This is a genomic window from Shewanella sp. Koi 1 (assembly GCF_052907445.1).
Map to the genome: position 1 here is coordinate 4,050,580 of NZ_JBREJM010000001.1, position 15,003 is coordinate 4,065,582.

Sequence of the window (15,003 nt, forward strand, 5' to 3'; positions counted from 1 at the left end):
AAGGGCGTTTAAGACTCTTTATTAAAAGGATAGCGCGTGAGGCAGGAAGTCTGCGTAGATTTCGGGGAAGGGGCGAATGAAAATCGGTGATTTTCGCGCTGATGAGCGAGAGGCAGAGATTGCCGAACTGGAGTGCTTTACATGGATGTAAAGCGGAACCATCGGAAGCGTTAGCGATTTTCGAATAAGCACGAAGCCACTAACTAATGCATGTAACTTCACTAGGGGCGTCTTGGCTGATGTGAAAACAAAAGGCAAGGAGGATAGGACGAGCAGTCCTCCTTGGTCGATTCTTTATTAAAAAATCAGGGGTGAAGACCCACGACTTTGATTTACCTCGGCCGTAAGGCCGCAATGACTCACCTACTTACAGCGATAACCAGCCAATTCAAACGCTAAACAAACCAGCATTATTATCCGGTGTGGGGTGAAGCCCCACGACTTTGATTCACCTCGGCCGTTAGGCCGCAATCACTAAACTTCTACATGAGGTATGGGTTAAAGCCCCGCGACTTTAACCCACCTCGGCCGAAGGCCGTATTGCTCTTCTACACGTCAGTGGAAACTGAAACACCCAACTAACTTGCAACACAAAGATTTTGCTGAATCTTCCAACGACGTTCCATTAATGGAATCGAAAACCCATAACATACCACCACAATCAAAGGTTGAAGCTGAAAACTCAACTCAGGCCACAACATAAAGGCAGCCACGCAAGCCACAGTGCGTACAATCGCATGCACAATGGCCACCTTTTTCGCCGCTAACACGCCGAAAACCAACCACATTAACCCTGTTTGTACTGCAAGGGCGAAGGGCAAGGCTAAATAGTTTTCCATAAAAAAGGGAATACTGATGCTAAAGGTTAAAAAACTCATCCCCATGGCAGCCAAAAACACAGTCTCAAACCAATTACGATCAGCACTTTTTTTGAAGGAGATATTCTCACCGGTGAGACGCGAGACTCCCATAGCAAGGTAGACAATAGAACCCGTGCCGATAAATGTTGCCATCACCATTTGCGATGCTGGCAGAATAAAACTCAAGATAAACAGTAGCGTCCATACAATCATGCCTGATAAGGGCATAGCTAAAGCACGTTTTTGGCGGTATTCGATAAGTTGTTGATCCAGTGATTGATGTTGCATGATTAAGCCTCCTTGTTGGTATGGCTTAAGTATCCCTGCATCCGCTAAACCACGGCAGTGTGAGTTGTCAGCAATTACGGATGACAAATGTCATCAATGGCAAACGTCTTTGGAAAATGAGAAGAAAAGATGGCACAGGCATAACTATTTTGGGATTAACAGCCAACACCGAAGTTACAGAATACACCTTCCCCTGCGAAGTTGCCGCGGGGCGTTGGAATAAATTGCGTGAGTCCGGTCAGGGATGACCGGCTAGCTTTCGCAGGTACAGGGACGTTGCCTTCGGAAGCGATAGCAATTTATCCATAAGGCCAAGGCCACTAACCAATGCATGTAACTTCGCTAGGGGCGTCTTGGAGCATCCAAGGAGGATAGGACGAGCAGTCCTCCTTGGTCGGGTGTGGGTTGAAGACCCACGACTTTGATTTACTTCGGCCGTAGGCCGCAAGACTCATATACTCACAGCGATAACTTTGCCAATTCAAACGCCAAACAAACCAGCACTATTATCAAATCTGGGGTCAAACCCCACGACTTTCTCGGCCGTAAGGCCGCAATGACTAAACATCAGCATAATCAGGTGCGGGTGAAACCCCACTAACCTAACTCACTTGGCCGTAAGGCCGCAAAACCAAATCTGCTATGCTCGCAACTTGAGCTTAGCTGCATATACCTCACGCCTTTGCGATTGGCCGATAGCGCGGCGTTAACCCAGTATGTTATTGTTTTGGCTTCATAGATTCGATTATTAAGCTTTAACCACTAAGGATTTGCTCCATATGGAAAAAATATTTGAAAGGCTAATGTACGCATCACGCTGGATTATGGCGCCCATTTACTTGGGACTGAGTCTAGTGTTGTTGGGTTTAGGCATTAAATTCTTCCAAGAGATCTTCCATATTCTGCCGATTATTTTTGAGATGACCGAAGTGGATCTGGTGCTGGTCACCCTGTCCTTGATTGATATCACCCTAGTGGGCGGTCTGATTGTGATGGTGATGTTTTCTGGCTACGAGAATTTTGTCTCGCAGCTGGATGTCGGCGAAGACAGTGAGAAGCTCAGCTGGTTGGGTAAATTAGATTCGGGCTCACTGAAAAACAAAGTGGCCGCCTCCATTGTGGCGATTTCGTCAATTCACCTGCTGAAAATCTTTATGGATGTGAAGAATATCGATAACGACAAAATCATGTGGTATCTGTTAATTCACATCACCTTTGTGTTATCCGCCTTTGCTATGGGCTACTTGGATAAGCTGACACGCAAATAATCACTAGGCCTGTAATAACTATTGCAAATCAACAACACGATTTGCCACTTGCCAGCAGTATGACTGCTGGCTTCACACTGACACACCTAAAACGAGAGCGTTCCGTATCTAAACCGCTAAGCTCACGGGCTTAATTTGCTGCGGGCAAAGACACTGTGACTATAGTTTTATTTTGTAAATCATCAACTTGTAATTGAGTCGTGCCGCCCTGGGCCTTAGCTAATAAGCGTGCAGAATACGTCCCTAAACCCACGCCCTCCACTTTTTGACTCGTCACATATTTATCCCAAAACCGCGGACGAATCTGTTCCGGCACCACGCCCGAATTCTCTATCTGGATCACTACATTGCCTTGCTCGATCGATAAATGGATCGCCACTTTAGTGCGCAGGGTTGAGGCTTCGAAGGCATTTTTAATTAGGTTTAGTAGTAATGAATAAGTTAAGGTTGCATCCGCTAACACATCAAACTGACCATTGGGATCTTCATCCGGAAATTGAAAGGCAATCAATTGTTTGTGATGAAAGGTCACATGCATCGAGTGCAATACTTGCTTGACCAGTCCGTGGGCAGAAAATCGCGCAGGTTTGAGGATAAATCGCCCCGTTTCAATTTTAAATATCTCCGAGGACAGGTTGACTGTGTTAATCGATTGCATGGTGAGATCATCAATTGCCATTAGCTTTGCACGCCAATCTTTAGGACAACTTTTATCCTGTGACAAACGCTTTAGCATCGCGCTGATCGCCGCCAAGGGGCTTTTCAGATCATGGTGAATTAATTCATCGACACTGTCTCTTAAGCGCGATAGCGCTAACATATTGTCATAGTTAGCTTGTAAATCGCGCTGTAAATTGACCGTTGCCAATAGGTTAGCCAGCCGAAGTTTTAAAATATCAGGCTGTACGGGTTTGACTAAATAATCAATGGCCCCACCCTGCAGGCCTTGGATCTGATTTGCGGTTTCATGTAATGCGCTGACAAAAATAACCGGTATTGACTGCGACTGCGGATGCTCCCGCAGTGCATTGAGTACTTGGTAGCCATCCATCTCTGGCATCATAATGTCGAGTAGCACTATATCTGGCGCATTGGCTGACTGACAGAGATTAAGCGCCGTTTGGCCATCCTTTGCCACTAATATTTTATAAGTGTCTTTCAACAAACCCACCATCACCGCTAAATTATCTACAGCGTCATCAACAATTAATACCGTGTTTTTGATGGGCTCATTGGACGCCTCAATACTCAGTTCAGTCATACTGGTTGCGGTTGGCGATTCTAGGGTTGCGAAGCTTTCAATTTGCGGTTCGACCTGCAACGCTTGTAACACTCGGTCTTGCAAGGTTTTAGTGGTGAAGGGTTTGGCAATAATGTCGACAACACCATACTTGATGGCTTCTTGGATCATGTTTCTGTGGGTGTTGGCGGTCACTAGTATCACTGGCAAATATTGCCATTTTGCCTGCAAACGTATGGCCTTGAGTAAATCGGCACCGCCGCCATGGGGCATACTCCAGTCCATCAGCACGATATCGATAGACATCTCTTCTAACAACTCGAGGGCGCGGCGACCATTTTCTGCTTGATAAACTTGGCCAAAACCCATTTTGCGCAATTGCTCGACTAAAATTTTGCGCATAACGTCCATGTCTTCAACGATAAGTGCCTGTTGCTGTCTTAATAACATAGGTTATTCCTTCGCCAACTGCTGCTGCGCCCACTCTTGGAGTTGAATCGCGAGCTCAAGCCCTAGGGAAAAATCGAATTGTCCCGTGGCTTGCTTTAATTCGGCAATGAGTTGTCGTTGTGGCTGCAATACCGTTAATTGACTTAACCGTTCAACTAAAGGTAATGCGTCGGTATTATATTCTTTAAGGTTTTGAGTTAATTGGGCAAATAACTGCATCAATTCTGTCGTAGAAATAGACTGTGATGCCTCATCGGGTTGATTTACCGCCTGCCACTCGGCCAATAAGGTTAATAGCTGCTGGAGCTTGGCATGCAGCAAGTGGATCTCTTGGCTAACGGTTTCCTGGGTATTTGCATCAAGCTGCTGTAGGCTGCTGATATCGTTAAGACTTGCTTCTAATCGGCCCGAGTCATCTTTGAGCGACACGGCACCAATATTGCCCGCCACTCCTTTAAGAGTATGTAGACTTAATCTCAAGGCTGAAAGATTATCCTGTGAAAATTCATCTTGCTGATTCTGCAGAAGTTTAGCGCCAGTCTGCACAAATAATGTTAATAAATGCCGATACAAATCAGCGTTGTAGTTACACAGCGCCAACCCAACATCAATATCAAGCTCTTCGACCAAGGGTAAACCCTGTTTAAGCCGTGCCTTATCAAGATCATGGACCTCGGGAGTTAAAACTAAGGCTTGCACACTATGCACCGATACATGCTGTGCAATGATGGAATACAATTCTTGCGCTTGGAAAGGTTTATTAATCTGGGCATTCATACCTGCCGCCAAAGCTCTTTCTCTATCAGAGTCCATCGCATTGGCGGTCATGGCTATAATGGGCAAATCGACAAACTGTGGCTGCGCACGAATAAGCCGTGTTGCTTCATAACCATCCATTACGGGCATTTGTCCATCCATCAACACACAATCGAAGGATTGCTGAGCCAGCAGTGCTAACGCTTCTTGACCGTGCTGGGCGACGGTGACTCGCGCCCCAGCTTGGCGCAATAACTCAACGGCTAATTCTTGATTCAGATAATTATCTTCAACGAGCAACAATTCTACGCCCGCTAATTGATTTTTTAAGCTTGCAATAGATTGATGCTCAAGGTGTTGCCCAAAAGGAGAGCTATCCCTGTTGAGCAACAATAATAACGATTCGCCTATGGCGCGCAGCAATAGCGGATGCTGTTTCACAATGATTTGTGGGTGCTTGTCCACTAAAGATGGTATGGTCACAGGCTCACTACCATTACCGATTAACAATAAACCAAGTTTGTCGTTGGCCAGTACCACACTCAATAATTCTGGCTCAAATGCGTTAGTGTCACACATAATCAGATGCTGACTTGTACAGGCGCTTAACTCGGTCAACGCCATATGCATCTCTAGCGTGCGCACCAGCATACCGATGCGAGCAGCAAAGCGGCTATACATAGCGCTCAAATCTGGCGCAAATCCAACGATTGAAAGGCTTTGCCCTTGAAGCGCGGCAAATTGTGTCGACAAATCATAGGGCTTGACCAAGGGCAAATGCAGACGCAAATAAAAACGCGATCCTTGCCCTAACTCACTTTCACACCATACCTCCCCTTGCATTAATTCACTCAGGCGTTTACAGATTGCTAACCCTAAACCGGTTCCACCGTATTTGCGGGAAGTCGATGTATCGACTTGTTCAAACGAGTGGAATAGTCGTGCCTGTTTATCTAAGGGAATACCGATGCCATCATCTGCCACACAAAAAGTCAGCGTAGCGCCTTGCTCATCAAGCTCAGCTTGGCAACTGAGTAAAATATCACTGCCCTTGGGAGAGAATTTCACCGCATTGTTGCAGTAGTTCAGTAAAATCTGCCCTAGGCGCAGCGGATCACCCATAAAATAGCGAGGGCAATCGGTAGCGATGTCGTAAATCAAGCGCATGCTATTTTCTTCAACCTTAAAACCAATCACATTGCTCAACTGAGTCAACACCTCATCAAGGTCAAACTCGATCTGCTCTACCGTGAGTTTATTGGCTTCGATTTTAGAAAAATCCAAAATATCGTTAATGATATTGAGCAATGAGCCAGCGGCCTGATGCACCTTAGCAATATAATCCTTTCTTTTTTCGGCTAAATCCGTTTGCAATGCCAGATAAGACATACCGATAATGGCATTCATTGGTGTGCGGATTTCGTGGGACATATTCGCTAAAAAGTCTGACTTTGCGCGATTTGCCGCATCCGCCTGCACCTTAGCGCTCGCCAGCTCAGCTTGAATGGCCTTATCTTGAGTAATATCTAAGGCCCAACACAAATTAGCATGCTGGCCATCATGGAATGTGGGATAGGCGGTAAACGATACATCAAGTAACTGGCCATGAATCCCCTTGAGCTTAGACTCAAATACGACATATTCCTGCTCGGGCGCAAGTCCACGAATGTAATGCTGATAATCCTTAGGTTGGAGAAAAATATCAGCCACAGCATGCTCAACTTCTAGTCCAGTCATCTGTGTCATTTGCGCATTGGCATAACGGCAAATACCATTAACGCAAACCCAAACTCCAATCGGGCTCATCCCCAGCACGTTTTTGAGCAGATTACGCTCATGGCGAATAAGGCTGTCCACCAAGCGGCGCTCGGCCAAATTGTGATAAGTGGCGAGCACAAACGGCTCAGCATTTAACTCAATAAATTTAAGCGTCACCTCAACGGAAATCGCTTGCCCAAGACGGTTGGTAATCTCCGCCTCAAATTTAAGCCCCCCTTGTTTGAGTACCTCTTCAACACTCTGAGTTATTTGAGAAACCGAGCCCATAAAGGTATCTGCAAGATGAAATTGTGTTAGTGAGGTGCCAACTAACAATGCCTTATCTTCAACCTGCAGCAAGCTTTGCAGTGCCGCATTACACTCCTTAATCGTCCCTTGATTGTCGATAATCACACAGGCACTATCAACAGAATCAAATAACGCGTGGAACTTTTGTAAGCTGGATTTAAGCTCTAGCGCATAGGCTTCACGTAACATCATCTCGCGCTTGAGCATATGGCGCCATATCATAAACACCATAAATAACGCTAATAGCACCGCAACAGACACACTCACCCAACGCTTAATCACCTGGGGATCAATACCTATTTCATACAATACCTTAAACCAACGGTCATCCAACTCGGCGCGCGTATCTACAGGGATTGCGGCCAACGCTTTATTCAAAATACTCTGAAATTCTGGCCAATCCTGGCGCACTCCGATTGCATTTTTAAACTCATAATCCAGCGGGGTAACCAGCTCTAACTGTTTATATTCTGGAGATTGGAGCGATTTTACCGCCTTGGGTAATAAAACAATCGCAGCATCCACCTCTGCCGTTAACGTTGCGGCCAACACATCTTCTAATCGATTGAATCGCTTTAGGTTTAATAGCGGGCAATGTTCGGTTAAATATTCATCAGTGATATCACTGCGGGTAACTGCCACTTTTTTACCGAATAAACCTTTTATACCCTTAACGACTGCGGCGTCTCTTCGCATCACAATTACTGCGGGGAAATTGCCGATATCATCGGTGTACAGAAAACGATCTTGGCGTTTTTGGCTGACTGAAATGAGCGAAATCATATCAAGTTTGCCTACATCAAAATCCGCCATGGTTTGCTGCCAAGATGCAGTGGGCTGAACCTCTAAATTAATAGGGAGTAATTTAGCTAGCTCGGATAAATAGCTAGCCATTAGCCCAGCATGCTTGCCTGCTTGGTCAAAGTAATCTAACGGTGCACCATCGGGCTCAATCCCCACGCGGATTAATGGATGTTGCCGTAAAAATTCCCGCTCTGGTGGCGTTAATGTATTTAAAAACTGCACCTGAGTCTGAGTAGGTAATAGGTCAGCAAGGCGTAGCTCGTTGAATGAGAGTGCAGGATTAAAATTGCGAGTTATGCGCTTAAAATCGAGATACAAGGGGTCAAAATCCAGTATTGATTTATAGTCGTAATAATTATTCGGGGTAATAACCACCAAGGGAGAAACAAAACTGCCTTTACTCCACTTCCTACCGCTAGCAGTTAAATGATCAAATAAAATCGATAGAGCAATAGCCCCTGAAAACTCACTTCCTGCAATTGCAGCCTGAATTTTATCTTGTGCCATCGCCTGCCCCAACGCCTTTGACCATAGCATTGAGCCTATAGCTGGCACATTTTCGCCCTCGGGTTGGTGGACTTTTTCTGCGATAGCAACGGCTGCTGCCGCATTCATAGTGACTATGGTAGTTAACGCTGGTTGCGCAGCGATAGCACTGTCAAATTCTGCCAAGGCTTGTTCGGCACTCCAATCGGTATATGCGACTTTCAGCTTTCCCTTGGTTGGCAAAGAATTCATAAAATGCTGTACATCTTCAACTCCTCGTTCAACATTCGAATTCCCCTGAGGGCCTGCAATTAACAATACGGCAGGTTGATCATGGTTAAGCCGATTTATCGCCAATAAATTGTGCATCAATAGCTTGCCAGATTTGTGATCATTGAGATTCACACTGGCAATCAAATTGGGCAATTCAGCTAAGGTAGCAGGACTGAGCATGTCGAGTTCAGACCTTAATGTCACAACGGCTGTATGATGCTTTAGCGACTCAAGGATTAATTCCCGACCAAAATCAGCGATAGGGACAAATATCAGACCATCAATCCCCAGATTGAGCGCCTCTCGCCCTAACGCCATCAGACTGTCTTGCGTGCCATCGCTGTAGGATACAGTTAAGCGGATATTTAAATCCGCAGCAGCAGCTTGCGCCATCAAGCCAATTTGTCGATTAAAAGGCGTATCCATGGACAAAATCATGCTGACATGTAAAGAGGAAAATGGCTCTTGGGCAAACTCAACGGCATTAGAAATGGATTGAGATTGAGATGGTGCGGCACTTACATTCAGACAAGTAAAGAGACTAGCGAACAACAGGCAACATAAGCGCAATAACGTACGACCATAGGAAAGTAAGATTAAAAACGATTGTTTTAATGTGCTTGCAGACTTACAAATGACACTCAATATCGCCAACCAGCTGAACCGATAACTTAAGCTATCGTATAGCGCAAATTTATTTCCATTCGTGCCTTGTATCATAGATTTTTTATTCCTAAACAAGAGAAGGTGACACACCGCACCACGCACATTAAATCAACTCAACAGACTCTTAAACATGGTAAAAATTGAAAGCTACATGCTAACATAGCACAGAGTGATTTACAGACTACTCACACATTGACGATGTGGAGGAGATGTAATGCATAGGATAAATAAGGGACTATTATGACGCAGATGCCGGCTAAACCCATCATTTTAATCGTTGATGATTCAGCGGATAATATTCAAATTATGAATGGCTTACTGTGTGATAAATATAGTATTCGCGCAGCCACATCCGGCGCGAAAGCCCTCGCCTTAGCCAGTCTTGACCCTATTCCGGATCTCATTCTATTAGACGTGATGATGCCTGAGATGGATGGATTCCAATCCTGTAGTCGCCTAAAATTAAATCCTGTCACTCGCCACATTCCAATTATCTTTGTCACAGCAAAAACAGACACCCTAGATGAGCGCACAGGTTTTGAATTAGGTGCTGTCGACTATATTTCTAAGCCCATAAATCCTGCCATTCTGGAAGCTCGAATACAGACACATTTAAAATTAGCGTCGAGAACTAACCTGCTCGAAGACCTTGTACAACAACGCACTCTAGAGCTTGAATCTGCAAGGCAAAAAATTATCAACAAACTCGGCCGTGCCGCTGAATTTAGGGATAATGAAACTGGCTTACATATTATCAGAATGAGCCAGTATAGTTTTTTGTTAGCACAACAAATTGGACAACCTGCCTATTGGTGCCAATTACTGCTAAATGCAGCGCCAATGCATGATATCGGAAAAATCGGTATACCCGATGCAATTTTACTAAAACCCGGAAAGTTAACCCTTGAAGAATATCAAATAATTCAAAAACACCCGGAAATCGGTGCTGAAATAATAGGCGAAGATGACGATCCACTATTGCATATGGCCAAAGAGATTGCGCTTTATCACCATGAACGCTGGGATGGCACAGGCTACCCTTGTAAGCTCAGTCAAAAGCAAATCCCACTTTGTGCCCGTATCGCCACGATCGCAGATGTGTTTGATGCCTTAACGACTTCACGCCCTTATAAAGCCGCTTGGAGTATCGACGATGCATTTAACTATTTGCGCGATGGCGCAGGCTCGCAGTTTGATCCATTTCTGGTTAGTGCATTCCTCGAATGCAAAGCGGAAATTACCGATATTTGCACCCAATTTGCAGAGCCAACATCAGAGCATTCTACAGTTGTGGAAGTCGAATTAACTGAGTGATTTAGTTAGTGAGTCACATACTCGAACCATCAAAGATATGGGATCGCGTGACTTATGGCCAAACACCCTAAAGAGAGCAGTTTGTGCTCCTTCAGGCTGTTTGGTCAGAGGCTATCATCGCGCCCTCAGGCTATTTAATCGCCTTTTCGGTTTGATCGACTATGGTCAATACCGCAGTATCGCCCACTACGTTGCAAGAGGTCAGCACCATATCGATGATGCGATCCAGCGCGGCCACAATCGCAAAGGCTTCAATCGGCAAACCCATTTGATGGATTAACACGCCAATCATCACCATGCCACCACCGGGTACACCTCCCGCGCCAACAGATAACAAAAAGATACTAAACAGTAGCGATGGCAGTTGCTCGCTGGTGATTGGCATTCCGAAGGCATTGGCAACGAAGAAAATCGCAATGGTGATATAAATCGCCACACCGCCCATATTCATGGTCGCCCCGAGCGGTACGCCAAAGCCTGCCACAGCGCGGTTAACCCCGAGTTTTTCAGTCAAGGTACGCATAGTCACAGGAATCGTGGCATTGGAGCTGGCGGTAGACAGTGAAAACAGCACTTGCTCCTGTGTCTTCGCCCGAAAGGTCTTGGCCGAAATCGGTGTAAACATACCGACCGCCAACGGATAGACCACAAAAATCCACAGTAATAACAGCGCCAGAATGATCACGACATATTCGAGCACACTCATAAATACCGCGGCATCTAAGGTGGCGCCTAACTTAAACATCAGCGCAAACACCCCGAAAGGTGCAAGACTCATCACCACAGAAATCAGTTTCATCATGATTTTATTGGCGGTTTGAAAGCCTTGTACCGCACCAGCCACATGCTCGCCGAGGGACTTCATCACTCCACCCAACATCAGCGCCATAAAGATCACTTGTAGCATATTGCCCGACATAAAAGCCGCTACCGGATTACGCGGCACAATATCAATCAACAGCGCCATTAAGCTGGGGAGTTCGGTCGCGGTAATGGCGACACCATCGGTGCTGCTCATATCGACGCCTTTACCTGGGTCGAGCAGTAGCACCACTAACAGAGCGGTCGAGATGGCGACCACAGTATTAATGATGTAAAAGCCGAAGGTTTTGCCGCCAAGGCGCCCAAAGCTTTTTAAGTCCTGCAACTCGCACACGCCACAAACAATACTGACAAATACCAGAGGCACGACCAACATCATGATCATGTTGACGAACATAGTGCCGACGCCGCTAGCCAATTCGACTAAATTGCCTGAAAAAAAGCCAATATCGTTTAAAAAATACTGCACTAAAGTGCCAAGAATAAGTCCCGCAAATAGACCGATAAAGATCCGTGTCGAAAGTGATTTCATCATGCTGATCGTTTTCCCAGATAGCTCATCTTTTGATATTCATCTTCCCTAATGAGCAACATCGCCATTCCCTTTTAAGTTCAGGCGGGGATAGTGAAACATGCTGGCAGTAAATTCAATGAATAAATTTACTTATTTCATTTTCAATTAAGCCAAACTCATCACAAAAATTTTTTATTATTCTGATTTATAACAAAAATAAAATCATAGATTAATAATCACGCTATTAATACATAAGTTAAAAAATCAAAAATTAAACACTATTTAAACCAAATAAACACAATTAATCGATTAATACCGAATAAGACTAGATTTAAAAACTGAATAAATACTTTAAACAGTATTAAAAACTACAAACATCGAACTTAACAGAGAGATGGGGAAGGATAACGACTAACAATATGCCAGTAGCACTAGCTCAAGCCGATGAGACAGCAGGTGCTGCTGTTTAATGCTAATGCGTTGCTGAATTAACCAACGGCTTAATTGCTGCCAATTTTTTAAGTCGGCTGACTGTAAATATTTAGCCTGAGGCGCTTGCTTAGCAAAGTCATCCGCGGAATTAATTTGTGGGATAGCGAGTAACTCGTTGGGCGCAAAAAGCGCTAACTGCGGCACAATACAATGGGTCATGCCCGTTAAGGTATGGGCAATTTGCAGCCCTGCGGGGTCGAGATCGGTAAAGGCAATGATCGGCATTTTACCCGCCATCGCCTGTAAAAACTGCCGCACACCAATGGGGGAATGGTGGCCGCTGCCACGGTAAATCACCATAACGCGGCTAAGTTCGGCAGGTAGGCGCGCTTGAGTGATGGCATCGAATATATCTAGGTTTTCAACTACTAAGATGGCGTTAACATGAAGATCATGGCAAAGCTGCTCTGCTTCATCTAAGGGGATACGTAACGAAGAACGCGCAGACATCCCCACGGGAGATGACTCAAACCCGAGATACTTCAACAAAACATACTCGGCTTCGGGGCGAATACTCGCCAGCTTTTCATTCTGGCTTTGGGCGGACATAGTGATACGGTCTAGATTAAAGTCCAGCGCCTGTAAATCGACGCCCTCTTTTGCCAACACGCCCTGGCGCAGCAACTCAAAATCCCGCGGCGCAAAACACAAATATTTTTCTGCACCATCCAGCTCGCCCACTTCTAACTCGCGGTAAATCGTTCGCCAATTCGGGGTGAGTTTCACCCTTGGAGAGCGGTTAAGATAAACGCCCTCCAAGAGTTGCAACTGCTGCCGACCTAGGCGAGCCATAATTCCACATCACGGATAATAAAGTTACCGCTGTAGATCGGATGGGGTTCGCCTAAGGGTTCTAACTCGAAATAGGCTTTATGCTCATCGGGTAAGCCGTCGTAGCCGCCAATCACTTGATAAATCCAGCTTTCAGCATCCCATGGCAGGGCTTTTTCGGCTAAGTAGTCGAGCGCCGACTGACGTAAGCCAGACTCAATCACATCAACAAAATAGGCATCTACGGCTTGCTTGAGTGGATTATCAGGAATATCAAAGTCTTCACTCTGAGTAAGCGACACGCTCACATCCTGCTCACGCACTGTTTCTATCACGCCCTGACGGCTAATCGCCTTGATATGGGCGACGATATTCATCAGCTCAAACTCTTGGCTGGCGTTATGCACATCCACAGACGCTGGGGCCAATAACACTTCGGCGCGATTGAAAAGGCTTGGGATTTCCTTGTGGGACACATGGTCCGCAGGGCGATAATCCGGATGCAAATCTGTGTATAGCAACCAGCCCTTAAGCAAGCGGGTACGGCCGCGAATTTGCCTAAAGCGGCCGAGTAGTTCCAGCAATCTGCCCTGCACCACACTGAGCTCCTGGGCGCAGTCGCTCATGGTTTCCTGCAAGGTGGTCACCAGCAACTTACGCAACTCACGAATATCACCGGCGATTTCGCCTAATTCGCTAAACTGGAACATCTCCAAGCCATTTAGCAATTCAGACACTTGGCTCTGGGCGAGTTCGTTTTCACGGATCTTAGCGTTAATGGTCCCGACATAACCGAACTCGTTGTTGATGCGCCCCCACAACACGCGGATCGAATAGCGTAAACTGTCGGCAAAGCTATACACATGCTCACTTAAATCAGACAGATACGCCTCGGCGGCGCTGTAATCTGAGCTGTGGCGCGCCTCTTTATAGTGGTCGGCCAAGGTCTTAATGGTGGCGAGCGCCGAGCCGACGTTGGAGTCGATTTGGCGATTGCGCTCATCACTTAAGCCCTCTTCGAGCAAGGCACGCACCGAGCGTTTAAGGCGCAGCTCTTGGTCTGGCTCTGGGCGCCATAAAATTCCCGCCTGCTTGAGTTTTTCAACCACGGCGGGATCATGGCTCTCTTCCTTAAGCGAGCCCGCCAGATAGGCATCCATAATGATGTCAGCATGGCGGCCTAACTGCTTGAGTAGCTTAACCCCAGCCTGATGTAAGTTACTGCTCATCACGGCCTCCTTGGTTTACACCGCAGATGATTGTCCAAAGCATCATAGTAAATCCCGCTGGGTCGCCGTTTCCGCCTGCGCCTCTAGGCTTAGGCCTTCAGTTTCGTCAATAAAACGGATCACTTCGTACAGGTAATCCAGCTTGCCGGTGGCGATATAAATTTGCTTTTCAACGTTGGGGCGCACCAGATAGCCAAGCTCCACTAAGCGTTTGAACACTAACTTAATTTGCGCATCACTATTGGTACTGGTTGAGCCGAATAAGCGGTATTGGCTGAGTTTGGCCAACTGCTCACGAAACGCAGGGGTATCTTCAATTCGGCTTTGCAGCTCGGTTAACCGTACTGGCGCACCTTCGCTTAAGGGCGCATCTTGGCCGCTGGCTTCCTGCACTAATACTAGCCACTCCACCATAGGGATAAGTGCCTGACAAATATCCTTAAACTGCGATGAAATCACCTTGCGCTCGCTCTCGCCTAACTGCAAATAACCGCAGAAAAACACATCACCCTCAGCGGCCGAGGCCACGGTGCGGTTGATTTGATTCAGATAAGCCTCGACCCGCTCGCGGGTGCTGTTATTTTTCAATGCGCGCCAGCCATCTTCATTGGTGGTGCGGCAAATAAATTCGCCCTTGAGCAAGAGTTCGATAATGGCGCCCGTGCCGACTAAGACGGTTTGGTTTGACTCATTCATGGCACTC

9 protein-coding genes are annotated in these 15,003 nt (G+C 46.2%); 2 read left to right on the top strand and 7 right to left on the bottom strand.

What is annotated here, in order from left to right:
• Window positions 1–578: 578 nt before the first annotated feature.
• A complete protein-coding gene (locus ACUZ8J_RS17905; RefSeq protein WP_446694523.1) occupies window positions 579–1,148 on the bottom strand; it encodes a DUF7010 family protein in 570 nt (189 codons plus the stop codon).
• Between the two features lie 779 nt (window positions 1,149–1,927).
• Between ACUZ8J_RS17905 and ACUZ8J_RS17910 the strand changes: the two genes are divergently transcribed.
• The gene (locus ACUZ8J_RS17910; RefSeq protein ID WP_446694524.1) at window positions 1,928–2,416 is read left to right on the top strand and encodes a TIGR00645 family protein; all 489 of its coding nucleotides are present in this window, start codon (window positions 1,928–1,930) and stop codon (window positions 2,414–2,416) included.
• Window positions 2,417–2,546: 130 nt separating this feature from the next.
• Here the strand turns inward: ACUZ8J_RS17910 and ACUZ8J_RS17915 are convergent, their stop codons facing one another.
• Window positions 2,547–4,106 (bottom strand): ATP-binding response regulator, encoded by a 1,560-nt coding sequence (locus tag ACUZ8J_RS17915; protein WP_446694525.1) that lies wholly within the window; start codon window positions 4,104–4,106, stop codon window positions 2,547–2,549.
• A 3-nt stretch (window positions 4,107–4,109) separates the two neighbouring features.
• The gene (locus tag ACUZ8J_RS17920) at window positions 4,110–8,918 is read right to left on the bottom strand and encodes an ATP-binding protein (protein WP_446694526.1); all 4,809 of its coding nucleotides are present in this window, start codon (window positions 8,916–8,918) and stop codon (window positions 4,110–4,112) included.
• A gap of 480 nt (window positions 8,919–9,398) precedes the next feature.
• Between ACUZ8J_RS17920 and ACUZ8J_RS17925 the strand changes: the two genes are divergently transcribed.
• A complete protein-coding gene (locus tag ACUZ8J_RS17925) occupies window positions 9,399–10,472 on the top strand; it encodes an HD domain-containing phosphohydrolase (RefSeq protein ID WP_446694527.1) in 1,074 nt (357 codons plus the stop codon).
• 130 nt (window positions 10,473–10,602) lie between these two features.
• Here ACUZ8J_RS17925 and ACUZ8J_RS17930 read toward each other — a convergent pair whose 3' ends face one another.
• The 4 genes from ACUZ8J_RS17930 to ACUZ8J_RS17945 form a co-directional block, all read right to left on the bottom strand.
• Window positions 10,603–11,829, bottom strand: a complete 1,227-nt coding sequence (locus ACUZ8J_RS17930; protein WP_446694528.1) for a dicarboxylate/amino acid:cation symporter — start codon at window positions 11,827–11,829, stop codon at window positions 10,603–10,605.
• Window positions 11,830–12,219: 390 nt separating this feature from the next.
• The gene (locus ACUZ8J_RS17935) at window positions 12,220–13,092 is read right to left on the bottom strand and encodes a DUF7281 domain-containing protein (protein ID WP_446694529.1); all 873 of its coding nucleotides are present in this window, start codon (window positions 13,090–13,092) and stop codon (window positions 12,220–12,222) included.
• Window positions 13,080–14,300, bottom strand: a complete 1,221-nt coding sequence (locus ACUZ8J_RS17940) for a hypothetical protein (protein WP_023268711.1) — start codon at window positions 14,298–14,300, stop codon at window positions 13,080–13,082. Before ACUZ8J_RS17940 ends, ACUZ8J_RS17935 begins: the two co-directional genes overlap by 13 nt.
• Before the next feature lie 42 nt (window positions 14,301–14,342).
• Window positions 14,343–14,996, bottom strand: coding sequence for a condensin complex protein MksE (locus ACUZ8J_RS17945; protein WP_037422308.1), 654 nt, complete (start codon window positions 14,994–14,996; stop codon window positions 14,343–14,345).
• Window positions 14,997–15,003: the final 7 nt, after the last annotated feature.

What these genes read in the sequence shown, in the direction of transcription:
- ACUZ8J_RS17915 (WP_446694525.1), bottom strand. Translation starts at nt 4,106, where the DNA reads ATGTTATTAAGACAGCAACAGGCACTTATCGTTGAAGACATGGACGTT.
- ACUZ8J_RS17940 (WP_023268711.1), bottom strand. Translation starts at nt 14,300, where the DNA reads ATGAGCAGTAACTTACATCAGGCTGGGGTTAAGCTACTCAAGCAGTTA.
- ACUZ8J_RS17925 (WP_446694527.1), top strand. Translation starts at nt 9,399, where the DNA reads ATGACGCAGATGCCGGCTAAACCCATCATTTTAATCGTTGATGATTCA.
- ACUZ8J_RS17935 (WP_446694529.1), bottom strand. Translation starts at nt 13,092, where the DNA reads ATGGCTCGCCTAGGTCGGCAGCAGTTGCAACTCTTGGAGGGCGTTTAT.
- ACUZ8J_RS17945 (WP_037422308.1), bottom strand. Translation starts at nt 14,996, where the DNA reads ATGAATGAGTCAAACCAAACCGTCTTAGTCGGCACGGGCGCCATTATC.
- ACUZ8J_RS17910 (WP_446694524.1), top strand. Translation starts at nt 1,928, where the DNA reads ATGGAAAAAATATTTGAAAGGCTAATGTACGCATCACGCTGGATTATG.
- ACUZ8J_RS17930 (WP_446694528.1), bottom strand. Translation starts at nt 11,829, where the DNA reads ATGATGAAATCACTTTCGACACGGATCTTTATCGGTCTATTTGCGGGA.
- ACUZ8J_RS17920 (WP_446694526.1), bottom strand. Translation starts at nt 8,918, where the DNA reads ATGGATACGCCTTTTAATCGACAAATTGGCTTGATGGCGCAAGCTGCT.
- ACUZ8J_RS17905 (WP_446694523.1), bottom strand. Translation starts at nt 1,148, where the DNA reads ATGCAACATCAATCACTGGATCAACAACTTATCGAATACCGCCAAAAA.